This window comes from Comamonas nitrativorans (assembly GCF_042654765.1).
Classification (GTDB): Bacteria; Pseudomonadota; Gammaproteobacteria; order Burkholderiales; family Burkholderiaceae_C; genus Comamonas; species Comamonas nitrativorans.
Window position 1 is genome coordinate 359,991 of record NZ_JBHSEW010000001.1, and the last position, 21,965, is coordinate 381,955.

The 21,965-nt window shown below is 64.8% G+C and carries 25 protein-coding genes and 1 pseudogene; 11 read left to right on the plus strand and 15 right to left on the minus strand.

What is annotated here, in order from left to right:
- Positions 1-10: 10 nt before the first annotated feature.
- On the minus strand, positions 11-1,654 hold the full coding sequence (locus ACFO3A_RS01745) for a methyl-accepting chemotaxis protein (protein WP_377723416.1): 1,644 nt from the start codon (positions 1,652-1,654) through the stop codon (positions 11-13).
- 142 nt (positions 1,655-1,796) lie between these two features.
- Between ACFO3A_RS01745 and ACFO3A_RS01750 the strand changes: the two genes are divergently transcribed.
- Positions 1,797-2,093 carry a helix-turn-helix domain-containing protein gene (locus tag ACFO3A_RS01750; protein WP_377723418.1) on the plus strand — a complete coding sequence of 99 codons (297 nt, stop codon included), beginning with the start codon at positions 1,797-1,799 and terminating at the stop codon, positions 2,091-2,093.
- A gap of 156 nt (positions 2,094-2,249) precedes the next feature.
- Here the strand turns inward: ACFO3A_RS01750 and ACFO3A_RS01755 are convergent, their stop codons facing one another.
- Both ACFO3A_RS01755 and ACFO3A_RS01760 read right to left on the minus strand, forming a co-directional pair.
- Positions 2,250-2,567, minus strand: coding sequence for a porin (locus ACFO3A_RS01755; protein WP_377723420.1), 318 nt, complete (start codon positions 2,565-2,567; stop codon positions 2,250-2,252).
- A gap of 58 nt (positions 2,568-2,625) precedes the next feature.
- Positions 2,626-3,285, minus strand: a pseudogene (locus ACFO3A_RS01760) (porin); the annotation flags it as partial.
- A 167-nt stretch (positions 3,286-3,452) separates the two neighbouring features.
- Here ACFO3A_RS01760 and panD point away from each other — a divergent pair.
- Entirely contained in the window at positions 3,453-3,833 is a 381-nt protein-coding gene (gene panD / locus ACFO3A_RS01765; RefSeq protein WP_377723422.1) for an aspartate 1-decarboxylase, read from the plus strand.
- Between the two features lie 124 nt (positions 3,834-3,957).
- On the opposite strand, the gene ACFO3A_RS01770 is transcribed toward panD, so the two are convergent.
- Positions 3,958-6,120, minus strand: coding sequence for a putative bifunctional diguanylate cyclase/phosphodiesterase (locus ACFO3A_RS01770; RefSeq protein ID WP_377723423.1), 2,163 nt, complete (start codon positions 6,118-6,120; stop codon positions 3,958-3,960).
- A gap of 145 nt (positions 6,121-6,265) precedes the next feature.
- Here ACFO3A_RS01770 and ACFO3A_RS01775 point away from each other — a divergent pair, with 145 nt between their 5' ends.
- Positions 6,266-6,565, plus strand: a complete 300-nt coding sequence (locus ACFO3A_RS01775) for a helix-turn-helix domain-containing protein (RefSeq protein ID WP_377723425.1) — start codon at positions 6,266-6,268, stop codon at positions 6,563-6,565.
- Between the two features lie 62 nt (positions 6,566-6,627).
- Here ACFO3A_RS01775 and nadA read toward each other — a convergent pair whose 3' ends face one another.
- Both nadA and nadC read right to left on the minus strand, forming a co-directional pair.
- On the minus strand, positions 6,628-7,737 hold the full coding sequence (gene nadA, locus ACFO3A_RS01780; protein ID WP_377723426.1) for a quinolinate synthase NadA: 1,110 nt from the start codon (positions 7,735-7,737) through the stop codon (positions 6,628-6,630).
- Positions 7,737-8,582, minus strand: a complete 846-nt coding sequence (gene nadC / locus ACFO3A_RS01785; RefSeq protein WP_377723428.1) for a carboxylating nicotinate-nucleotide diphosphorylase — start codon at positions 8,580-8,582, stop codon at positions 7,737-7,739. Before nadC ends, nadA begins: the two co-directional genes overlap by 1 nt.
- 136 nt (positions 8,583-8,718) lie before the next feature.
- On the opposite strand from nadC, the gene ACFO3A_RS01790 reads away from it, so the two are divergent.
- The 5 genes from ACFO3A_RS01790 (at position 8,719) to ACFO3A_RS01810 (ending at position 11,650) form a co-directional block, all read left to right on the plus strand.
- Positions 8,719-9,078 carry a 5-carboxymethyl-2-hydroxymuconate Delta-isomerase gene (locus tag ACFO3A_RS01790; RefSeq protein WP_377723430.1) on the plus strand — a complete coding sequence of 120 codons (360 nt, stop codon included), beginning with the start codon at positions 8,719-8,721 and terminating at the stop codon, positions 9,076-9,078.
- Between the two features lie 83 nt (positions 9,079-9,161).
- Positions 9,162-10,043 (plus strand): 3-methyl-2-oxobutanoate hydroxymethyltransferase, encoded by an 882-nt coding sequence (panB, locus tag ACFO3A_RS01795; RefSeq protein ID WP_377723431.1) that lies wholly within the window; start codon positions 9,162-9,164, stop codon positions 10,041-10,043.
- A gap of 112 nt (positions 10,044-10,155) precedes the next feature.
- Positions 10,156-11,004, plus strand: coding sequence for a pantoate--beta-alanine ligase (gene panC, locus ACFO3A_RS01800; RefSeq protein WP_377723433.1), 849 nt, complete (start codon positions 10,156-10,158; stop codon positions 11,002-11,004).
- 68 nt (positions 11,005-11,072) lie between these two features.
- Positions 11,073-11,336 carry an AbrB/MazE/SpoVT family DNA-binding domain-containing protein gene (locus tag ACFO3A_RS01805; protein ID WP_377723434.1) on the plus strand — a complete coding sequence of 88 codons (264 nt, stop codon included), beginning with the start codon at positions 11,073-11,075 and terminating at the stop codon, positions 11,334-11,336.
- Positions 11,330-11,650, plus strand: coding sequence for a type II toxin-antitoxin system PemK/MazF family toxin (locus tag ACFO3A_RS01810; RefSeq protein ID WP_377723435.1), 321 nt, complete (start codon positions 11,330-11,332; stop codon positions 11,648-11,650). The genes ACFO3A_RS01805 and ACFO3A_RS01810 overlap by 7 nt, the downstream gene beginning before the upstream one ends.
- An 8-nt stretch (positions 11,651-11,658) precedes the next feature.
- Here ACFO3A_RS01810 and ACFO3A_RS01815 read toward each other — a convergent pair whose 3' ends face one another.
- From ACFO3A_RS01815 to rpsF, 5 genes are all read right to left on the minus strand, one after another.
- The gene (locus ACFO3A_RS01815; protein ID WP_377723436.1) at positions 11,659-13,470 is read right to left on the minus strand and encodes a chorismate-binding protein; all 1,812 of its coding nucleotides are present in this window, start codon (positions 13,468-13,470) and stop codon (positions 11,659-11,661) included.
- 92 nt (positions 13,471-13,562) lie between these two features.
- The gene (gene rplI, locus ACFO3A_RS01820; protein ID WP_377723438.1) at positions 13,563-14,015 is read right to left on the minus strand and encodes a 50S ribosomal protein L9; all 453 of its coding nucleotides are present in this window, start codon (positions 14,013-14,015) and stop codon (positions 13,563-13,565) included.
- Positions 14,016-14,027: 12 nt separating this feature from the next.
- Entirely contained in the window at positions 14,028-14,309 is a 282-nt protein-coding gene (gene rpsR / locus ACFO3A_RS01825) for a 30S ribosomal protein S18 (protein WP_042411225.1), read from the minus strand.
- Positions 14,310-14,328: 19 nt separating this feature from the next.
- Positions 14,329-14,619 (minus strand): primosomal replication protein N, encoded by a 291-nt coding sequence (priB, locus tag ACFO3A_RS01830; protein WP_377723441.1) that lies wholly within the window; start codon positions 14,617-14,619, stop codon positions 14,329-14,331.
- A gap of 21 nt (positions 14,620-14,640) precedes the next feature.
- The gene (gene rpsF / locus ACFO3A_RS01835; RefSeq protein ID WP_377723443.1) at positions 14,641-15,012 is read right to left on the minus strand and encodes a 30S ribosomal protein S6; all 372 of its coding nucleotides are present in this window, start codon (positions 15,010-15,012) and stop codon (positions 14,641-14,643) included.
- Positions 15,013-15,213: 201 nt separating this feature from the next.
- On the opposite strand from rpsF, the gene grpE reads away from it, so the two are divergent.
- The 3 genes from grpE (at position 15,214) to dnaJ (ending at position 19,070) form a co-directional block, all read left to right on the plus strand.
- Positions 15,214-15,762 carry a nucleotide exchange factor GrpE gene (gene grpE, locus ACFO3A_RS01840; protein WP_377723445.1) on the plus strand — a complete coding sequence of 183 codons (549 nt, stop codon included), beginning with the start codon at positions 15,214-15,216 and terminating at the stop codon, positions 15,760-15,762.
- A 97-nt stretch (positions 15,763-15,859) separates the two neighbouring features.
- On the plus strand, positions 15,860-17,815 hold the full coding sequence (dnaK, locus tag ACFO3A_RS01845) for a molecular chaperone DnaK (protein WP_377723447.1): 1,956 nt from the start codon (positions 15,860-15,862) through the stop codon (positions 17,813-17,815).
- A gap of 112 nt (positions 17,816-17,927) precedes the next feature.
- Positions 17,928-19,070: a molecular chaperone DnaJ gene (dnaJ, locus tag ACFO3A_RS01850; protein ID WP_377723449.1), complete on the plus strand. Its 1,143-nt coding sequence runs from the start codon at positions 17,928-17,930 to the stop codon at positions 19,068-19,070.
- A gap of 156 nt (positions 19,071-19,226) precedes the next feature.
- Here the strand turns inward: dnaJ and ACFO3A_RS01855 are convergent, their stop codons facing one another.
- Genes ACFO3A_RS01855 through ACFO3A_RS01870 form a run of 4 tightly spaced genes read right to left on the minus strand, consistent with a single transcriptional unit; the run spans position 19,227 to position 21,952 of the window.
- Positions 19,227-19,835: a YiiX/YebB-like N1pC/P60 family cysteine hydrolase gene (locus ACFO3A_RS01855; RefSeq protein WP_377723451.1), complete on the minus strand. Its 609-nt coding sequence runs from the start codon at positions 19,833-19,835 to the stop codon at positions 19,227-19,229.
- Positions 19,835-20,221, minus strand: a complete 387-nt coding sequence (locus ACFO3A_RS01860; protein WP_377723453.1) for a DUF4878 domain-containing protein — start codon at positions 20,219-20,221, stop codon at positions 19,835-19,837. The genes ACFO3A_RS01855 and ACFO3A_RS01860 overlap by 1 nt, the downstream gene beginning before the upstream one ends.
- Before the next feature lie 17 nt (positions 20,222-20,238).
- Positions 20,239-20,667, minus strand: coding sequence for a DUF423 domain-containing protein (locus ACFO3A_RS01865; RefSeq protein WP_377723456.1), 429 nt, complete (start codon positions 20,665-20,667; stop codon positions 20,239-20,241).
- Positions 20,660-21,952 (minus strand): dihydroorotase, encoded by a 1,293-nt coding sequence (locus tag ACFO3A_RS01870; protein ID WP_377723458.1) that lies wholly within the window; start codon positions 21,950-21,952, stop codon positions 20,660-20,662. The genes ACFO3A_RS01865 and ACFO3A_RS01870 overlap by 8 nt, the downstream gene beginning before the upstream one ends.
- Positions 21,953-21,965: the final 13 nt, after the last annotated feature.

The following is a 21,965-nucleotide window of genomic DNA, read 5'->3' on the forward strand; positions in this document are numbered from 1 at the left end:
GCGGCTGCGCCTAGATTGCGGCCTTTTGCTGGCTTGCAGGCTCCATGGAAAGAGGATGAACAGGCTCCGGGGCGGAGCCGTACTGGGACAAGGCCGCCTCGGCACTGCTCAGGCGCAGCAGCCGCATGGTGTTGCGGACGTTGCCCGCCTGGGTGCGCAAGGCCAGCGCCGCTGCCGTCACCTGCTCCACCAGGGCCGCGTTCTGCTGGGTAATGGCATCCAGATCGGCAATGGCGTGGTTGATCTGCGCAATGCCCTGCTGCTGCTCGTTGGCAGCGGTGTTGATTTGCGCCAGCAAGGCATCGACCTGCGCCACGGCCTGCAGGGTGGCGTCCATGCGTTGCAGCGCCGCGCCGGTGGCCTCGGTGCCATCGGCCACACGCCCGGTCGATTGCCCGATCAGATGGCGGATGCTGCCTGCCGCATCCGCCGTGCGTGCAGCCAGGGCCCGCACCTCGCCGGCCACCACGGCAAAGCCGCGCCCGGCTTCCCCGGCACGGGCGGCCTCCACTGCCGCGTTCAAAGCCAGCAAATTCGTCTGAAAGGCCACCCCTTCGATCAGCTGCACGATGCTTTGAATGTCCTGGGCGGCGTGCGCGATGCCCTGCATGGTGTGGCCCGCCGCCTGCACCGCCTCGTGGCCGCTGTCGGTCAGCGTTTTGGTGTGGGCCGCCAGGCGTGCGCCCTCTGCCGCCGAGGCCGCACTGCTGTGTACCGTGCTGGTGATTTCTTCCATGGCCGAGGCGGTGACCGCCAGATTGTTCGCCTGGGTCTGGGTGCGTTCGAACAGATGGTGGTTGCCGGCAGCGACCTCCTGCACCGACTGCTCCAGTTGCTGCACCTCGCTGCGCACATCCTGCACCACGGTGCGCAGGTTCACACTGAGCTGGAACAGCGCACGCTGCAATTGACCGATGCTGCCGTCAGCCCCGGTGGTCACCGTATGCGACAGGTCGCCCGAGGCCAGCAGATTGGCGTCGTACACCAGGGACGCCAGCGGCGCCACGGCCCAGCGCCGCGCCAGCCAGCCGGCCCCGAACACGGCAATGGCTGCCGTGGCCACAGTGACGGCCAGCGGCGCTTGCGCCATGGCCGGCCATGCCGTAACCGCTGCCACAGCAGCACACAAGCCCACCAACCGCGCACCCGTACCCGGTTGCAGCCCACGGGCGATATAGCCACGCCAGCCGGTGCGCTGCACCGTGCCGGCAGACAGACGGCGGCTTGGACGGCGGCCCGCACGCACCTCGGCCTGCAAGGTGGCATACAGCGCCTGGGCCGCTTGCACCTGCTCCTGGGTGGGCAGGGTGCGCACCGAGAGGTAGCCGGTGATGGCCGCCCCCGCACGCAAAGGCGTCACGTTGGCCTGCACCCAGTAGAAATCGCCGTTCTTGCGGCGATTCTTGACCAGCCCCGTCCATGGCTGGCCCGCGCGGATGGTGGCCCACAGGTCGCGAAAGGCCTCGGCAGGCATGTCCGGATGGCGAATGATGTTGTGCGGCTGGCCCAGCAGCTCTTCCTCGGCAAAGCCGCTCACGGCAATGAATGCCGGGTTGCAGTAGGTGATGTGGCCTTTGGTATCGGTGACCGAAACCAGCGTCTCCTGCGAGTTGAAGCGGTACTCGCGATCCGTAACCGGCAGATTGGTGCGCATGGGAAGAAGGCCTCGCGTGGCCGCCTCTTTTAATTAACAAAGTATTTAAGTGTAACTGAATTGATTCTTATAGTCCGTGAACTTTTAGAAAGCGTACCTATCGTCCGTGGTGTTTTAGGCCGTAAAAAGGAACCATCCATATATGGCTCTAACCTCTCCATCCGAAGAAAGATCCCCGGTACTCGTCGCGTTCGGACGCACCGTACGGCACTTGCGCAAAGCGCAAGGTTTCTCGCAAGAGGCCTTTGCCGACGAATGCGGCATTGACCGCAGCTACATGGGCGGTGTGGAGCGGGGAGAGCGCAATATCGCCCTGATCAACATCGCCAAGATCATCAGCGGGCTGGGCATGCAGCCTTCGGAATTTTTCCAGGCACTGGACGCTGCGCAGGGGCAGCCGCCCGGTGCGCAACCCCATACCCACCTGCGCCAGCGCTGATGGGCGCCACCCCCGCAAGGCCATGGGGACATGCCCCCTGCATCTGCGGCGCAAGCCGAAGCGGGCATAAAAAAACGGCTGCGAAAGCTATTTCGCAGCCGCTTCCTCTGTCAAAAGGAATAAAGGTAGGCGGTGTCCGGCACCGCCATGCAACGGTCAGAAGTTGTGCCGCAGGCCCAGCTCGTAACCGGTCGCATTCTTGCCCGCCACCACCGTGTGGGCCAGCGAGGTACCCAGCTTGCGGCTGGCCTTGTCGTCGTTGCTCATGTGCGCGATGGTGGCGTAAATCTCGGTGCGCTTGGACAGCTTGTAGCCGTAGCCCAGGGCCAGGCGCACGGAATCGCGGTCGTCGCGCTTCTTGTCCTTGTACCAGGAGACGGCGGCCCGCAGCTCGCCCGGGCCGACGGGGGCCTTCACCCCGATGCTGTACAAGTCCACGCGCTGGTTGTCGCCGCGCTCCGAAGCCAGCAGCACCAGGGGGGGTGACCACGCCGAAGTTGTACGACGCGCCCAGGTTGAAGTTCTTGTAGTTGATGGTGCTGGCCGCCGTGCCCCCCTTGACGACCCCGTAGCCCAGCGCCACGTTCAGAGGCCCGTTGGCGTAGCCCAGGCGCAGGCCCATGCTGCTGGACAGGCTGTTGCTGTTGCCCTTGGCCTTCTCGCCAAAGGCATAGCTGGCCTGGCCGTACACGCCGTCCATCTTGGGCAGCAGGTAGCTGATGCTGTTCGAGGCCCGCTTGGGATTGCTGCCTTCCAGCGTGCCGGCCGCGCCGCTGCTGATCAGGTTGTGGCCGTTGACGGCGCCCATGCCCGAATCGCCAAAGGCATGGAAGGTTTCCAGGTTCTGGTAGGTGGGGGTCTTGTCGCGGCCCAGGCGCACTTCACCGAAATTGCCCAGCAGGCTGAGGGTGGAGCGGCGGTCGAACTTGAAGCCTGCGCCACCGTCATCGACATTGATGCCGCCTTCCAGCCAGAAACCGGCCTTCAGGCCGTTGCCCAGGTCTTCCGTGCCGCGAAAGCCCAGGCGGCTGCTGGAGTTGCCGCCATTGGCCATGCCGGTGACGGAGCCATCCTTGGTGGAAACATGGGCGATGGAGGCGTCCACCACCCCGAAAAGGGTAACGCTGGAGCTTTGGGCCAGGGCGCCACCGGCAGCGGTGAGGGCAGCAAGGGCAAGAAGTGTGGTTTTCATACAGTCTTCACTACGGTAATGGGTTCAATGAAATGCTCTCTATGCAATAGCCCGGAGGCTGCCGCTATTACACGGACGGTATGTGACAAGTTCGTGAAAACCTGCATAGACTTCGCGTTTTTTCGCCAACGCTCCTGACTGGCGCCCCACCCACCACGAGAGACACCATGTACCGCACCCTGCTCAAATCCAAGATCCACCGCGTGAAAACCACCCACTGCGAGCTGCACTACGAAGGCTCCTGCGCCATCGACGAAGACCTGATGGATGCGGCCAACATCATGGAGAACGAACAGATCCACATCTGGAACGTCGACAACGGCGAGCGCTTCGTCACCTACGCCATCAAGGGCGAGCGCGGCAGCGGCATGATCTCGGTCAACGGCTCGGCCGCCCGCCGTGCCTGTACGGGCGATCTGCTGATCATTGCCAGCTTCGCCCAGGTCGAAGAAAAAGACGTGGCCAGCCACCAGCCGCAACTGGTCTTCGTCAATGACAAAAACCAGCAGGTCGAACTGCGCCACAAGGTGCCGACGCAGATGCTGTAACTGTCCGAATGGCTTGCAGAAAATAAAAAAATAGCTGCTACCGCATAAAAACAAAGGAATCCAGGTATTTTTATACCTGGATTCCTTTAAATACTCGCGCAAGCAGCTATCTTATTAGCCAGCATCACCCCATCGCATCCACAGCACACAGCCAGCGCTCTTCCAGCTCCCGCGCCGGCAACGGCTTGCTAAAGAAATACCCTTGAATTTCATCGCATTGCAAACGGCGCAAGGTATCGAGCTGGGCGGCGGTTTCCACCCCCTCGGCCACGGTGCGCAGCTGCAGGGCGCGGGCCATGCCGATGACGGCGGTGACGATGGCCATGCTGCCCGCATCGTCCAGCATGGTGCGGATGAAGGTCATGTCGATCTTCAGCCGCGCCAGCGACAGCCGGTGCAGCCGGGCCAGCGAGGAGTAGCCGGTGCCGAAGTCGTCGATCGCCAGCGAAAAGCCCATCGCCACCAGTTGCCGGGTGGTCTGGATGGCCTTCTCGGCATTGCGCATCAAGGCCGTTTCGGTGATTTCCAGCTCGATCGCCTGGGGCGGCACCCGGTGGCGCTGCACCAGGGCCAGGGCGTGTTCGGCAAACCCTTCGACCATGGAAATCTCCACCGCCGAGACATTGACGGCAATCGGCGGCACCTGGGCCCAGCCGTCGTCCTGCCACTGGCGCCACTGGCGGGCAGCCGTCTCCAGCGCCCAGGCATCGAGGGCGCCGATCAGGCCGCGCTCCTCGGCCACGGGAATGAACTCTGCCGGGCTGACCCAACCCCACTGCGGATCGCGCCAGCGGGCCAGGGCCTCGACACCGTGCAGCTTGCCGGTGATGGTGTCCACCTTGGGCTGGTAGTGCAGCTCCAGCTGGCCATCGGCCAGGGCCTGTTTCAGGCGCTGGGCCAGCGCAATGCTGCGCGACTGCTGCTGGCGCATCCCCGCCTCGTAGATCAGGTAGCTGCCGCTTTGCGCCTTGGCCCGGTACATCGCCAGATCGGCGCAATGCAGCAGGCTGCTGACGCTGTCGGCATGGTCCGGGTACAGGGCAACGCCGACGCTGGCGCTGATGCCGTAGGCCCGGCCCTCGACCTGCACCGGGCTTTGCAGCATCGTATCGACCTGCGTGACCAATGCCAGGCCGCCCCGCTCCTGCAGCGGCAGCAGGCGGGCCAGCATGAACTCATCGCCGCCCAGACGCGCCAGCACGTCCCCGGGCTGCAACAACTGCTGGACCTGCCCGGCAATGGCCTGCAGCACGCGGTCGCCCATGCTGTGCCCGAGGGTGTCGTTGATTTCCTTGAACCGGTCCAGATCGATGAACAGCAGCGCCACCTGCTGCCCCGTGCCCCGGGCCTGTTGCAGCAGGCCGTCGAGCAGGGCCAGGCCATGCTGGCGATTGGCCAGCCCCGTCAGCGCATCGAACTGCGCCAGACTGCGGATGCGCTGCTCGGCGCGGTGGCGCTCGGTAATGTCCACCACCGTCAGCAAGACCTGGGCATCGGCATCGGGCTGCAAGGCCGACATGGTGTGCGCCGTGACCGCCACGGGAACGACGCGCCCCGACCCCACCAGATGCACGTCCAGAACATCGTGTACCTGCTCGTGCGCCAGGGCACGCTGCACCAGGCAGTCCAGGCCATCGAGCTGCAGCCACTGCTGCAAGGGGCTGCCCGCCAGTTGCGCCCCCGGGCACTGCAGCAGTTGTGCAAAGGCCCGGTTGGCAAAAACCACCTCCATCTGTGCCGTCAGCACCAGCGTGCCATAGGGCAGATGGGTGAAGACGGCACTGTAGTCGTGCAGCCGGGCCATCCGCTGTTCGTGCAGCGTGATGTAGGTGTCGATGGCCAGCCCCATGTCCAGAAAAACCACCTTGGTCACGGCCTGCAGGGCCGCCACCCGCTCCTGGGGCGACAGCTGCGGGTGCTGGGCAATGCGGGGCAAAAACGCACACAGATACTGGCTGTACGCCCCCAGATACCACCCCGGCGACAACCCTGCGCCGGCATGCACCAGACCGACACGCTCCCGGCTACGGCCATAGGCTTCGTCGTAATGGCCCGCCATCAGTTGCTGCAGGTACGTCACCTGCAGGCGCTTGTGCCGCTCCAGCATCTGCGCATCGGGCAGCAGGGCCTGTATCTCCGGGTACTGCATCAGGTGGTCGTAGAAACCATCGACAAAACCCGGCAACTCCGCATCCAGCAGCGCAGAGAGCCTGGCCAGGATGTGCATATCCGCCGCCCCGAGGCACAAAAAATGCTGACGCTTGGAGAAAGAGGGTTGCGTTTTCATATCCACGGAAAAACGGCAAGGCTGCGGAAGAAGTGATGAAATAGCCGCCCCGCCATGGCCGATGGAGTTGTTGTGTATCAGCAAGTCACTGAATGTACGAATTAATGTGTGTATGAAATAGTGTACGTAGAAAAAGGTGGGCCGGATGTCTATTTCCGCTTCCGACCCCCGTGTTCAGCTTGGCTTGCGCGTCAAAGAATTGCGTGCCCGCAACAAAATCACCCAGGAAGAGCTGGCCGACCGCTGCCAGATCTTCCGCACCTATCTGAGCCGGGTGGAATCCGGCCAGGCCAACCCGACCCTGACGGTGCTGCACGCACTGGCGCAGGGGCTGGAGGTTTCGGTGCAGGAACTGCTTGACCCCCCTTTGGGGCCCGAGGATGCCCGGCACATCCGGGTGCGTGCCGACCCGCCCATCTCGCGCGGGCGGGTGCTGCGCACATGAAAAAGGCAAGGCGCACGGGCCTTGCCTTGGGAGTGTGCGGGCGGGGGAATGTCCCCCCCCGGTCAGGCCGCGCCCAGGTGCGGCACCAGCGCCCCGGCGTTCTGGCCGTTCTTGAGCGCAGCGGTAAACGCCAGCATCCGGTCGATCGGCTGGCGGGCACGGGGGATGATGGCCGGGTCCACATGCACGGCATTGGCCCCGGTTTCCAGCACATGGGCCACACCGGCCAGGCCGTTCATGGCCATCCAGGGGCAGTGGGCGCAGCTTTTGCAGGTGGCGCTGTTGCCGGCGGTGGGCGCTTCGTAGAAGGTTTTGCCGGGGTTCAGGGTGCGCAGCTTGTGCATCATGCCCTTGTCGGTGGCGACGATGAACTCGGTCGCATCCAGCTCCTGCGCGGCTTTCAGGATGGCGCTGGTCGAACCCACGGCATCGGCCAGGGCGACGACTTCGGCAGGGCTTTCCGGGTGAACGAGGATTTTCGCGCCGGGGTGTTCCTGTTTGAGCTGCTCCAGCTCCAGCGCCTTGAATTCATCGTGGACGATGCAGGCGCCATTCCAGAACAGCATGTCGGCCCCGGTCTGCTGCTGGATGTAGCCGCCCAGGTGGCGGTCGGGCGCCCACAGGATTTTGTGGCCCTTGGCCTTGAGGGCGCTCACAATGTCCAGAGCGCAGCTGGAGGTGACCAGCCAGTCCGAACGCGCCTTGACGGCGGCGCTGGTGTTGGCGTAGACCACCACGGTGCGATCCGGGTGCTGGTCGCAGAAGGCGCTGAACTCGTCCTCCGGGCAGCCCAGGTCGAGCGAGCAGGTGGCGTCCAGGTCGGGCATGAGGACGGTTTTTTCGGGCGAGAGAATCTTCGCCGTCTCGCCCATGAAGCGCACGCCGCTGACGATCAGCGTCTGCGCCGCATGATCGCGGCCAAAGCGGGCCATTTCCAGCGAATCGCTGACGATACCGCCGGTTTCTTCCGCCAGGTCTTGCAAATCGGGATGCACGTAGTAGTGCGACACCATGACGGCATTCTTTTCTTTGAGCAGGCGGCGGATTTTGTCTTTCAGCGCCCCGCGCTCGGCCTCGGTCAGTTCGGGCGGCACCCGTGCCCAGGCGTATTTGGTGGAGCAGACGGCGCCTTCGGCGGGCTGTTCATATTCAACGTCGATGACTTGGGGCATTACAACTCCTGCACACGCATGGAAAAGTCGGTGGCTTGGACATCCTTGGTCAGCACACCGATGGAAATCCGATCGACCCCGGTTTCGGCCAGGGCCTTGAGGCCGTCGAACGTCACGCCGCCGGAAATCTCCAGCACCGCCCGCCCGGCATTGATCTGCACGGCCTGGCGCAAGTCGGCCAGCGGCATGTTGTCCAGCAACACCATCCTGGCCCCGGCATCCAGTGCCTCCTGCAACTGCGCCAGGGTTTCCACTTCGATTTCGATGAAGCTGGCCTGCGCGGCCACTTTTTCCGCGGCCCGCAGCACGGGGGCGATGCCGCCGGCAGCGGCGATATGGTTTTCCTTGATCAGCACCGCGTCGTACAGGCCGATGCGGTGGTTCACCCCGCCGCCGACTTGCACCGCGTACTTCTGGGCAACGCGCAGGCCGGGAAGGGTCTTGCGCGTATCGACAATCGCGGCCCTGGTGCCCGCCACCGCCTCGACATACCGTGCCGTTTTGGTCGCCACGCCCGAAAGCAGTTGCAGGAAGTTGAGCGCCGTGCGCTCGGCCGACAGCAGGGCGCGGGCATCGCCCAGCATCTCCAGCACCACCTGGTCGGGGGCGCAGCGCTGGCCTTCGGCCACATGCCAAGTCAGTTGCACGCCGGGGTCGAGGGCACGCAGCGCCGCCTCGGCCCAGGGCGCACCGCAAATCACGGCCGCTTCCCGCGCCAGGATGCGGGCCCGCACGCGCTGGTTGGCGGGCACCAGGGCGGCGGTCAGGTCGCCAGTACCCACATCTTCGGCCAAGGCGCGGCGCACATCTTCTTGCGCCTGGGCAGCAATGTTTTCAGAAGTCATACAGGGGAAACCCAAGTCTCGGTGTCTTTGAGGGCGCCAAGCATAGCGGCAACCGACTTCGCTTGCGGAAGACGGCAAGCAAACCCTGCCGCCCCCTGGCGCTACACTGCGGGCTTTTTTCGCCCCCCATCATCCCATGCCCCATCTGCATATCGAATACACCGCCAACCTGCCCGACCTGGACGAGCAAGCGCTGATGGCGGCCCTGAACCAGGTGGTGTGCAGCCATCCCAGCGTATTGCACGATTCGGAAGTCAAGGCCCGCATCCACCGCATCGCATCGTTTCGCATCGGCACCCAGCCGCAAGACCGGGCCTTTGTCCATGTCCTGTTGCAACTGCTGGAAGGGCGCAGCGAAGCCACGCGCCAGGAGCTGGCCCAGGCGCTGGGCGCGGTGCTGCGCCAGCAGGTTCCGCCCCGCCCCGGTCTGCACGTACAACTGAGCGTGGACGTGGCCGAAATGAACCGCCCCTGCTACTACAAGCACCAGGGTTGAGCCCGGCCCCTGCCCGGCTAGCGCTTGGCAGCGCATGGGCATAGACTCGCGGCTTTTGTTTTCGCCCCCCAGGAGATTCGTCGATGACTGCTGACAGCACCGCCCCCGGCACGCCCTACGGCACCATTCCGCCCGCCTCGCCCCTGCCCCAGCGCAAACCCATCAGCCTGCCGCGCCTGGCGCAGATGCGCTCTGCCGGGGAAAAAATCACCATGCTCACCGCCTACGACGCCACTTTTGCCGCCGTGGCCGATGCCGCCGGGGTGGAGACGATTCTGGTCGGCGACTCCCTGGGCATGGTCTGCCAGGGACTGGCCAGCACCGTGGGCGTGAGCCTGGAGACGATGGCCTACCACACTGCCAGCGTCACCCGTGGCCTGCGCCGCGCCCAGGGCACGGCCTGGGTGGTGGCCGACCTGCCCAGCGGCAGCTACCACGAATCGCCCGAGCAGGCCATGCGCAGCGCCACGGTGCTGATGCAGGCCGGGGCGCACATGGTCAAGCTCGAAGGCGGCGGCTGGACGGCGCCGACGGTGCGCTTTCTGGTCGAGCGCGGCATCCCCGTCTGCGCCCACCTGGGGCTGACGCCGCAGACCGTTCACGCCCTGGGCGGCTACCGCGTACAGGGCCGCGACGATGCCGGGGCGCAGCAGCTGCGCCGCCACGCGCTGGAATTGCAGGATGCAGGCGCCGCCATGCTGGTGCTGGAAATGGTGCCCGCCGCCCTGTCCGCCAGCCTGACCCAAGAGCTGCCGCACTGCCACACCATCGGCATCGGCGCGGGCAACGGCACCGCCGGACAGGTGCTGGTGCTGCACGACATGCTGGGCATGAACCTGGGCAAGATGCCCAAGTTCGTGCGCAACTTCATGCAGGACACCGGCAGCATCAAGGACGCCATGGCCGCCTACGTGCGGGCCGTCAAGGACGGCAGCTTCCCCGACAACGCGCTGCACGCCTGGTAAGCAATCACTATTTCAATAGCTTGTTCTGCTTATCAACAAACGTTTTCAACACCTTTTATCCTTGAAATCGTTTGTTGATCAGCGTTAACAGCTCCTATATCTCATTCAATCCATGCAAGTCGTTCACACCATCGCCGATCTGCGCAGCGCCCTGGCCGGGCGTGGCCGTCCGGCTTTCGTGCCCACCATGGGCAATCTGCACGCGGGGCACATGTCCCTGGTGCGCCAGGCCAAACCGCTGGGCGATGTGCTGGTGGCCAGCATCTTCGTCAATCGCCTGCAATTCCTGCCCAACGAAGACTTCGACAGCTACCCGCGCACCCTGCAGGATGACTGCGCCAAGCTGCAGGCCGAGGGCTGCGACATCGTCTTCGCACCCAAGGAAAGCGACCTCTACCCCGAGCCGCAAACCTTCAAGGTGCAGCCCGACCCGGCGCTGGCCGACATTCTGGAAGGCCACTTTCGCCCCGGCTTCTTCACCGGCGTCTGCACCGTGGTGCTGAAACTGTTCAACGCCGTCTTCGGCAGCACCGGCGGCGGCACCGCCGTATTTGGCAAAAAGGACTACCAACAGCGCCTGGTGATCGAGCGCATGGTGCAGCAGCTGGCCCTGCCCGTCACCATCGTCGGTGCCGAAATCGCCCGCGCCGAGGGCGGCCTGGCCCTCAGCTCGCGCAACGGCTATCTGAGCGCCCAGGAACTGGAGCAGGCCCAGGCACTGTCCCGCGCCCTGCACGCCCTGGCCCAGGCCACCCGCCAGGGCCAAACGCCGCTGGCACAACTCGAAGCCCAGGCCAGCGCGGCCCTGAACGCCCTGGGCTGGCAGACCGACTACCTCACCGTACGCCTGCGCGACAGCCTGCAAAGCCCCGACCACGCGCAACTGGCCAGCACCCCCCTGGTCGCCCTGGGCGCAGCACGGCTGGGCAGCACGCGGCTTATCGACAATCTGGAGTTCTGAGCCTGTCTGCGCTGCCTTGACAAACCCCTCCAAAGTAATAACATTGTTTTAACTTTTGGAGGTGCAAAATGCAGATCGCCATTCGCAACATCGGCAACAGCAAGGGGGTTGTGCTGCCCAAAGCCCTGCTGGCCCAGGCCGGGCTGGACAACCTGGCCTTTGCCACCATCGCCATAGAAAACGGCACCATCGTCCTGCGCAAGCCTGAACAACCACTACGCCAAGGCTGGGCCGAGGCCGCCGCCAGCATTGCCGCCCAAGGGCAGGACGCGCTGCTGATGGGCGAGTTCGGCAACGATGGCGACAACCCCGATGGGGAACTGCCGTGGTAAAGCGCGGCGAGGTCTGGCTGGTCAATCTCGACCCCACGGTGGGTAGCGAGATTCAAAAGACCCAGCCCTGCGTCGTCGTCTCTCCGGGCGAACTCAACGACAACCTGAGAACCGTCATCGTCGCCCCCATGACTTCGCAAGGGTTTGCCGCGCCGTTTCGCATCCCTGTCACCCATGCGGGCAAGCAAGGGCTGGTCGTACTCGACCAGCTACGGACGGTGGATAAAAAAAGACTGGCCAAAAAGGTGGGAACGGTGCCACCGCCCACCTTGAGCGCCATCCTCACCACCTTGCAGGAAGTATTTACCGAGTAGGCCGACCGTCAAAGCACTGGCGGCAGCCCCGCCACCTGCGCCGGTATCCAGCCGCGCAGGCTGTTCATGAAAGCCCAGGCCCGCACCCTGGGCACATCCTCCAGGCGCAGCACGCCTTCTTCCACCCGTCCCGCCTGCAAGGCCACGGCGCGGCCAATGCCGGGCAGCAGGCCGCAGGCCAGCGGCGGCGTGACCCAGCGGCCATCGTCCAGCAGGGCTGCGATGTTGCCGCGCGTGCATTCGGTGATTTCGCCCGCCGCGTTGAACAGCAGGCTGTCGAACGCGCCGCTGCCAGCCGTAGGGGCCAGCGCGTCGTAATGGCCGCGGCGCGTAGTTTTGAAGCGCACGAACTCGCTGTGCGTCTGCGCCAGCGGGGCCACAGCCCAGTGCAGCAGCACCTGATCGGGCGACGACGGGCAGGCAAAGGCCTGCGCCGTAAACCGGCCATCGGCATGCAGCAGCAGGCGCACGCGCCACAGCCCCTGGGGGTGCTGGCAGGCCAGGGTCTGCACCGCCGCCCGGGCCGCATCGGCATCCCAGGGGTAGGCGAAATGCTGCGCGGCCCGGGCCATGCGCTCCAGGTGCCAAGCGCCGTGGCGCAGCGTGCCATCGGCCAGGGCCAGGGTTTCCAGAATGTCGAAAGGCTGGCTCACGCGCTCGAAAAACGCCCGTTTGGCCGCCCATTCGCGCCACTCGCCCGCTGCGTGGGCATCGGCGGTGATGCCGCTGCCGATGCCGCAGCGCACCTGGCTGGCACCCTGCACCACCAGGGTGCGGATCGGCACGTTGAACGTGGCCCGCACGCCGCCGGCGCCATCGCTGCGCACCACGCCCAAGGCGCCGCAATACCAGCCACGCGGCGCAGGCTCCAGCGCGGCAATCGCCGCCATGCTGCTGCGCTTGGGGGCGCCGGTGATCGAACCACAGGGAAAGAGCGCCTGAAAAATAGTTTGCAAGCCCGTGCCACGGGGCAGCCGCGCCTGCACGTCCGAGGTCATTTGCCAGACGCTGGGCAGCGCCTGCAAGCCAAACAGCCGGGGCACGGTGACGCTGCCGACTTCGGCGATGCGCCCCAGATCGTTGCGCAGCAGATCGACGATCATCACGTTCTCGGCCCGCTCCTTGGCGCTGCTGCGCAGGTATTCGGCCTGGGCCGCATCCTGCTGCGGCGTGCTGCCGCGTGCGGCGGTGCCCTTCATGGGGCGGGTGAGGATATGGCCGCTGCCGCTGGCCGGCTGGTGCCAGTCGAAAAACAGCTCGGGCGAGACGGAGAGCAGCGCCTCCTCCCCCCGGTCGAGGTAGATGCCGTAGCCTTCGGGCTGCGCCCGCTGCAAGGCGGCAAACAGCGCGGCGCGGTCGATCGGCGCGGCGCTGTGGCCGTGGTGCTGCTGGGTCAGGTTGAGCTGGTAATAGCGCCCGGCGGCAATGTCGGCATGAATCTGCGCCAGCACCTCGGCAAAAACGGCCTGATCCATGCCCGGCTGCCACTCCAGGGACTGCGCCCAAAGGCCAGGGGCTTCATCGGGCGCAGCGGCATCTGCATCGACAACAGGCGGCGCATACACCGCAAACCAGGCCAGCGGGCCGGTGGCAGCATGGGTCATCAGACCGGGCTGCAAGGCGCTGGCCGCCTCGTACTGCAGGCCGCCCACGCACCATGCGCCGCTGCGGGCCGCGGCTTCCACCGCCTCCAGCACGGCGGCCAACTGTTCGGCACTGTGCGCCGCCAGCACCTGCACCGGTGCGCCCCGAAACTGCTGCCGCAATCGGCGGTGCGGCCCCTCCAGGGGCTGGGCCATATCCAGTTGGGCAGAAAGCATCGGGCACCTCCAGGCAGGTAAAAACGACAAAGCCGCCCGAAGGCGGCTTGGCAAGCGTAGCGCTGTAGCGCGTACAGCGCCCCGGAACCGGCTTAGGCTTGTTCGCCAGCCACTTCCACGTTCACTTCCACGACCACGTCGGTATGCAGGGCCACGTCCACGGTGGTGGCGGACACGGTCTTGATCGGGCCGTTGGGCATGCGCACCTGGGCCTTGACCACTTCAAAACCGGCCTTGGCCAGTTCTTCGGCGATGTCGGCGTTGGTGACGGAGCCGAACAGGCGGCCATCCACACCGGCTTTTTGCAGCAGCTTGACGGTGAAGCCAGCCAGCTTCTCGCCCACGCCCTGGGCAGCGGCCAGCTTCTCGGCGGCTTGCTTTTCCAGTTCGGCGCGTTTGGCTTCGAATTCGGCCTTGGCCGCTTCGGTAGCACGGCGGGCTTTGCCGGTGGGGATCAGGAAGTTGCGGGCGTAGCCGTCCTTGACCTTGACGATGTCGCCCAGGTTGCCCAGGTTCAGCACTTTTTCGAGCAGGATGATTTGCATGTCGGCTTCTCCTTAGATCTTGTGCTGGTCGGTGTACGGCAGCAGCGCCAGGAAGCGGGCACGCTTGATGGCGGTGTTCAGCTGGCGCTGGTAGATGGCGCGGGTGCCGGTCAGACGGGCGGGGATGATCTTGCCGTTTTCGGCGATGAAGTCACGCAGGGTGTCCACATCTTTGTAGTCGATTTCTTCGACACCGGCGACGGTGAAGCGGCAGAAGCGCTTGCGCTTGAACAGCAGCGACTGGGTGTTGCGCTTGGGGCGCTTGTCTTTGTTGAATTTCTTGAACGTGGCCATTGCTGGACCTCTTTGAAAATTAATCTTGTTGCATATCCTGGATGTGGAACACCACCGATTTGCTGTTGCGCGGCGAGGCGAGAAAGCCTCGAAACCGCCAGCAACTTTCGGGGGCCTGCCGGGCCAGCTTTTCCGCCAAGGCGCCAAACGCAATGGCTTTGATGCTGGCTTGTACCGTGCGCGTGCTGCCTGCTTCCATTTGCTGCGATTGGTGCAGCAAGCGCAAATCCAAGGCTGGCACTCCGGCAGGCGTAAAACGCATGGGGGCTCGCTCGGTGATGCAGGCGCTCAGTACCAGCCGGTTTTCCACCTCCAGACCAAACGGATCGACTTAAGCCTGCTCGGCAGCGGCGGCTTGGGAAGCCTTGCGGGCTTCTTCGCGCTCGACGGTCTTCATCATGGTCGAAGCGCCGGTGTCGGCTTTCTTCTTCTGCACGGTCAGGTGGCGCAGCACGGCGTCGTTGAACTTGAAGGCGTGTTCCAGTTCCTGCATGATGGTCTGGTCGGCTTCGATGTTCAGGCACACGTAGTGGGCCTTGGCCAGCTTGTTGATCAGGTACGCCAGTTGGCGGCGGCCCCAATCTTCTTCGCGGTGCACCTTGCCACCGCCCTGGGTGATCATGCCCTTGTAACGCTCCAGCATGGCCGGAACCTGTTCGCTTTGATCCGGGTGGATCAACAAAATGATTTCGTAATGACGCATGAAAACTCCCTTGTGGGTAAAGCCCCCTGCTGCGCCAAAAAGTAGCAGTGGGGCAAGGCAAAACTGTAGATTATAAACCATGAATCAAAATGGCGGGATGCCGCTTCGACTTCCTGCCGGCAGCGCCTTGAAAGACGTCCAGCCCGCCCCATATGGGCAGGCAAGTCTTTTTCACCTTCTCTTTTTTCTATTGCAAGACCAATGACCGATTCCGCTCACTCCCAAGCTCCCCTGGATGCCAGCCCCGAAGAAGTAGAAGCCGCCATGGCGGCCAACGTGGCCGACGAAATGGCCCGCCTGCAGGCGGAGCTGGCCGAACTCAAGGCCAAGAACGCCGATCTGGCCGACCAGTTCCTGCGGGCCAAGGCCGATACGGAAAACATGCGCCGCCGCACCGAGGAGGAAGTGGCCAAGGCCCGCAAGTTCGGCATCGAAGGCTTTGCCGAAAGCCTGCTGCCCGTGTGCGACAGCCTGGATGCCGCCCTGGCCATCCAGAACGCCAATGCCGAACAACTGCGCGAAGGCAGCGAAGCCACGCTGCGCCAGCTGCTGCAGGCGCTGGAGCGCAACAAGGTGGTGGTGGTCGCCCCCGCTGCGGGCGAGAAGTTCGATCCGCACCAGCACCAGGCGATCAGCGTTGTGCCCGCCGAGCAGGAGGCCAACACCGTCGTCAGCGTGCTGCAAAAGGGCTATCTGATTGTCGACCGCGTGCTGCGCCCGGCGCTGGTCACTGTGGCCGCCCCGAAATAAGCCCTGCGTTTTTATTGCGGCATGGCTTGAAACCCTGGGGCTGAACCCTAGTTACAAGCCAACTTAACCAACATTCTTTTTTTCGGAGCTATTCAAAATGGCAAAAATCATCGGTATCGACCTGGGCACGACCAACAGCTGCGTGGCCATCATGGAAGGCAACAACACCCGCGTGATCGAGAACAGCGAGGGCGCCCGCACCACGCCGTCGATCATTGCGTACCAGGAAGACGGCGAAATCCTGGTCGGCGCCTCGGCCAAGCGCCAGGCCGTGACCAACCCCCGCAACACCATCTTCGCCGCCAAGCGCCTGATCGGCCGCAAGTTCGACGAGAAGGAAGTGCAGAAAGACCTGGACCTGGCCCCCTTCCAGATCATCAAGGCCGACAACGGCGACGCCTGGGTGGAAGTGCGCGGCCAGAAGCTGGCCCCGCCGCAGATCAGCGCCGAAGTGCTGCGCAAGATGAAAAAGACTGCCGAGGACTTCCTGGGCGAAGAAGTGACCGAGGCCGTCATCACCGTGCCCGCCTACTTCAACGACGCACAGCGCCAGGCCACCAAGGACGCTGGCCGCATCGCCGGCCTGGAAGTCAAGCGCATCATCAACGAGCCGACCGCTGCCGCCCTGGCCTTTGGCCTGGACAAGGTGGGCAAGGGCGACCGCAAGATTGCCGTGTATGACCTGGGCGGCGGCACGTTCGACGTGTCCATCATCGAGATTGCCGACGTCGATGGCGAAAAGCAGTTCGAGGTGCTGGCCACCAACGGCGACACCTTCCTGGGCGGCGAGGACTTCGACCAGCGCATCATCGACTACATCATCGGCGAGTTCAAAAAGGAACAAGGCGTCGATCTGTCCAAGGACGTGCTGGCCCTGCAACGCCTGAAGGAAGCGGCCGAGAAGGCCAAGATCGAACTGTCCAACTCCACCCAGACGGACATCAACCTGCCCTACATCACCGCCGATGCTTCCGGCCCGAAACACCTGAACCTGAAGCTCACCCGCGCCAAGCTGGAGAGCCTGGTGGACGACCTGATCGAGCGCACCATCGCCCCCTGCCGCACCGCCATCAAGGATGCGGGCCTGTCCGTGTCCGACATCCAGGACGTGATCCTGGTCGGCGGCATGAGCCGGATGCCCAAGGTGCAGGACAAGGTCAAAGAGTTCTTCGGCCGCGAACCGCGCAAGGACGTGAACCCCGACGAGGCCGTGGCCGTGGGCGCTGCCGTGCAGGGCCAGGTGCTGGGCGGCGAGCGCTCCGACGTGCTGCTGCTGGACGTGACCCCCCTGTCCCTGGGCATCGAAACCCTGGGCGGCGTCATGACCAAGATGATCACCAAGAACACCACCATCCCGACCAAGTTCGCGCAGACCTTCTCCACCGCCGACGACAACCAGCCGGCCGTGACCATCAAGGTCTTCCAGGGCGAACGCGAGATGGCCAGCGGCAACAAGCTGCTGGGCGAGTTCAACCTGGAAGGCATCCCCGCCGCACCGCGCGGCGTGCCGCAGATCGAGGTGGCCTTTGACATCGACGCCAACGGCATCCTGCACGTCAGCGCCAAGGACAAGGGCACGGGCAAGGAAAACAAGATCACCATCAAGGCCAACTCCGGCCTGTCGGAAGAAGAAATCCAGCAGATGGTCAAGGACGCGGAGCTGAACGCTGCCGAAGACAAGAAGAAGCTGGAGCTGATCCAGGCCCGCAACCAGGGCGAAGCTGCCGTACACAGCGTGCAGAAGAGCCTGGGCGAGCATGGCGACAAGCTGGAAGCCGCCGAGAAGGAAGCCATCGAAGCCGCCATCAAGGCGCTGGAAGAAGTCCTGAAGGGCGAGGACAAGGACGCCATCGAGGCCAAGACCAACGACCTCATGACCGCCAGCCAGAAGCTGGGCGAGAAGGTCTATGCCCAGGCCCAGGCCGAAGCAGCGGCCGCCGGTGCAGGCGCCAGTGCCGAGGCGGGCGGTGCCCAGCAGCAGGCTTCCAGCCAGGCCGCCGGTGCCAACGATGACGACATCGTGGACGCCGAGGTCAAGGAAGTGAAGCAGTAATCCCTCCCGTGCAGCGGCAGACCTGACCGCTGTCCGCCGCGCAGCCCTTTGCCCCGGTTTTTCCCGGTAAAGGTCTGGCGCGGCGTTTGTCATTTGGATCGGCAGCAAATTTATGGCGAAACGCGACTTTTACGAAGTGCTGGGGGTGGGCAAGACCGCCTCCGACGACGAAATCAAGAAGGCCTACCGCAAGCTGGCCATGAAGTACCACCCGGACCGCAACCAGGGGGACAAGGCCAAGGAGGCCGAGGAGAAGTTCAAGGAGGTCAAGGAGGCCTACGAGATGCTCTCCGACAGCCAGAAGCGGGCCGCCTACGACCAGTACGGCCACGCGGGCGTGGATCCCAACATGCGCGGCGGCCCGGGCGGGGCAGAAGGCTTCGGCGGTTTTGCCGAGGCGTTCGGCGACATCTTCGGCGACATGTTCGGCGGCCAGCGCGGCGGCGGCGGTGGCCGGGGCGGGCGGCAGATGTACCGGGGCAACGACCTGTCGTATGCCATGGAAATCACCCTGGAAGAAGCAGCCAAGGGCAAGTCCACCGAAATCCGCATCCCCAGCTGGGACACCTGCGACACCTGCCACGGCAGCGGCGCCAAGCCCGGCACCCAGCCCAAGACCTGCAACACCTGCGGCGGCAACGGTTCGGTGCAGATGCGCCAGGGTTTTTTCAGCGTGCAGCAGACCTGCCCGCACTGCCGGGGCACGGGCAAGATCATTCCCGAGCCCTGCACCGCCTGCCACGGCCAGGGCAAGATCAAGCGACACAAGACGCTGGAAGTGAAAATCCCCGCCGGTATCGACAGCGGGATGCGCATCCGCAGCAGCGGCAACGGCGAACCGGGCGTCAACGGCGGCCCGGCGGGCGATTTGTATATCGAAATCCGCATCAAGCAGCACGACATCTTCGAGCGCGACGGCGACGACCTGCATTGCCAGGTGCCGGTGAGCTTCATCACCGCCGCGCTGGGCGGCGAGATCGAGGTGCCCACCCTGTCGGGCAAGGCGGCGATCGACATCCCCGAAGGCACGCAAGCGGGCAAGCAGTTCCGCCTGCGCGGCAAGGGCATCAAGGGCGTGCGGGCCAGCTACCCCGGCGACCTGTACTGCCACATCGTGGTGGAGACGCCGGTCAAGCTCACCGAGTACCAGCGCAAGCTGCTGCGCGAGCTGGAAGAGTCGCTGAAAAAAGGCGGCTCGCGCCACTCGCCCAGCGGAGAGAGCTGGACGGACAAGTTGAAGCGCTTCTTCAGCTAAGCCCAGAAACAAACATGGCCGCCAGAGCATTTTGCCTGGCGGCTTGTTTTATGTATCGATGGGATGAAAATTCAAAAACAGGAGCTTTAACTGCGCTCATGCAAAAGATTTGAAAGTATTTATGTATTCAAATCCAATCATATCAAGCGCAACAAGCTATTGTTTCAGGGGAACCTGCACAAACACCAGCCGCTGCAGGCGCGGCGATGCGGCCAGGGCGCTGGGCAGCAGGTAGCGGCCACGGAACCAGGGGATGTCCACCCGGGTAAAAGGCACCTGCCAATCCAGGCCGTTGCGCTGCCATGCCTGCCAGACCAGGGTGGTGCAGTAAATGCCGTTGCCCGGCGCCTGTTCCTGCACTTGAAAGGGCCGCCCCAGCTGGGCCAGCGCCCAGGCCACGGCCTGCCGACGGGCTGCGGTGTCGGCCTGCGCCACATGGTGCAGCGCAAAGGCACGGGCGCGTTCGGGGGCCAGGAAAAAATCCAGGCTGTCCAGCACCACGGCATCGGGCTGGCCCGCTCGCTCCGAAGGCGTGGCGTGAACCACCTGCCAGGCCCCGCTTTCGCCCACCAGCATCCCGACGTGGCTGAACAGGCCCTGCTGGTCGATCGCCCGCACCATGTGGCTGACCGCCTCGGTGCCCTGGCGGAACACCAGGTCGCCGGCCTGCGCCTGGGCCGGCAGCCGCACCTGGGCAGCGGCCTGGGCGCAGATGGAAAAAAGGACGGCACCCAGGGCCGCCCCACGCCAGCGGCACGCTGGCATTACAGCCTAATCTTCCAGCCGTCTTTTTCCTTGACCAGATTCATGTTGTCGGTGTCGGTCTTGCCGTTCTTGAACGTCACCTGCAATTGCACGCGCAAGGCCGCCTCACCCTGCTCCTGCTGGCTGACGATCTGCACGTCCTGCAAGCCGCCGTTGGCATCGATTTGCGTTTTCCCGGCAGCGACCATCATCTGCACCTTGCCCTTGACCATGATCATCTCGTTGGCCGAAACGCTTTGCAGCGCCAGAAAACCGATGGCCTTGTCGGTATCGCCCGCCGCCACGGCAGCGTAAAAGCCCTTGACGGTCGCCTCCGGGCCGCTGCCGAAACAGGCGCTCAGGCCCGCCGCCAGCCCCAGCGCCAAACATGTTCTGCGTGAAATCATCGTCCACCCTTTCGGAATCATTGCTGAGATGTTGGAGAGCCGCCCTTGCGGCAAAACGCCGCCATGCCGATGGCCAGCCAGCCCAGCATCAGGCTGGTGCCGCCCCAGGGCACGAAGGGACGGAAGGTTTCCACGCCGGTAAAGGTGCGCAGATAGATCAGGCCGCTGAACAGCAGCACCCCCAGGGTGATGAGCAGGGCGGCAAGGTGCAGCCAGCGGCCACCCCCCTGCCGTGCCCACACGCCCAGGGCCAGCAGCACGACGGCATGGAGCAACTGCTGCTGCACGGCCTGCTGCAAGGTGGCGCGGGCGGCTTCCCGCGCGGCAGGGTCGGCGATAAAGCCCAGGCCATGGCTGGCATAGGCCGCCAGACCGACGCCGGTGCTGCCCAGCAGGGCGGCGGTGACGAGTATCCAGAGGGCACGCATGGCAGCCACGTCAGACATTGCGGCTGAACACCACGGCGCCATCGACCAGCGTATGGCGCACCTGGGCGGGCAGTTCCGTGCCGGTGAACGGCGTACTCTTGGCCTGGCTGCGCAAGGCGGCGGGCGCCACCGTCCAGGCCGCTTGCGGATCGACGATGCACACGTCGGCCACGCCGCCCACTTGCAGGCGGCCCAGTTGGGCATCTACGGCCCGGCCCAGCACGTCCACCGGAGCGCTGGTGACGGTTTGCAGGGCACGCGCCAGAGGCACGCCATCGCGCTGGCTCCAGAGGATGGCGGCGGACAGCAGCAGCTCCACCGCGCTGGCGCCGGGTTCGGCTTCGGCAAAGGGCTTGACCTTGGCATCTTCCTCGACCGGGGTGTGGTCGGACACCAGGGCGTCGATGGTGCCGTCGGCCAGCGCAGCGGCCAGCGCGTCACGGTCGGCCTGCTGGCGCAGCGGCGGGATGAGGCGGGCGCTGCTGTCGAAATAGCCGATATCAGCATCGGTGAGCAGCAGGGAGTGGATGGACACGTCCGCCGTCACGTTCAGCCCCTGGGCCTTGGCCTGGCGCAGCAACGCCACGCCGGCAGCGCTGGACAGGCGGCACAGATGCACGCGCGTCTGCGTGCCGCGAATCAATTCAAAGATGGTGTGCAGGGCAATGGTTTCCGCCGCCACCGGCACCCCGGCCAGGCCCATGCGCGTGGCCGAGGGGCCGCTGGCCGCCACGCCCTTGCCCAGGTCCTTGTCCAGCGGGCGCAGCCAGACGGCAAAGCCGAAGGTGTTGGCATACGCCAGGGCGCGGGCCAGCGCCTGGGTGTTGGCCATGGGTACGTCGGCCTGGCCGAAGGCAACGCAGCCCGATTCGGTCAGCTCGGCCATTTCGGTGAGGATTTCGCCCTTCAGGTCCTGGGTCAGCGCCCCCATGGGGAACAGACGCGCCTTGTGCTGCTTTTCGGCGCGGAACTTGAGCATTTCCACTAGCCCCTGCTCGTCCAGCACCGGGTCGGTATCCGGCGGGCAGACCAGGCTGGTCACGCCACCGGCCACGGCGGCCTGCATTTCGGAGTGCAACATGCCGGCGTGTTCGTGCCCCGGCTCGCGCAGGCGCACGGCCAGGTCGACCAGGCCGGGCAGCACCCAGCAGCCGCTGGCATCGATGGTCTGCTGCGCGGCAAAGCCCGCCGGGGCCGCGCCAATGGCGAGGATTTTGCCGTCGGCAATGGCCACGTCCGCCACTTGGTCGAGGCCCGAGGCCGGGTCGATCACCCGGCCATTGCGAAGAAGTATTTGCGTCATTTTTAACTACCCA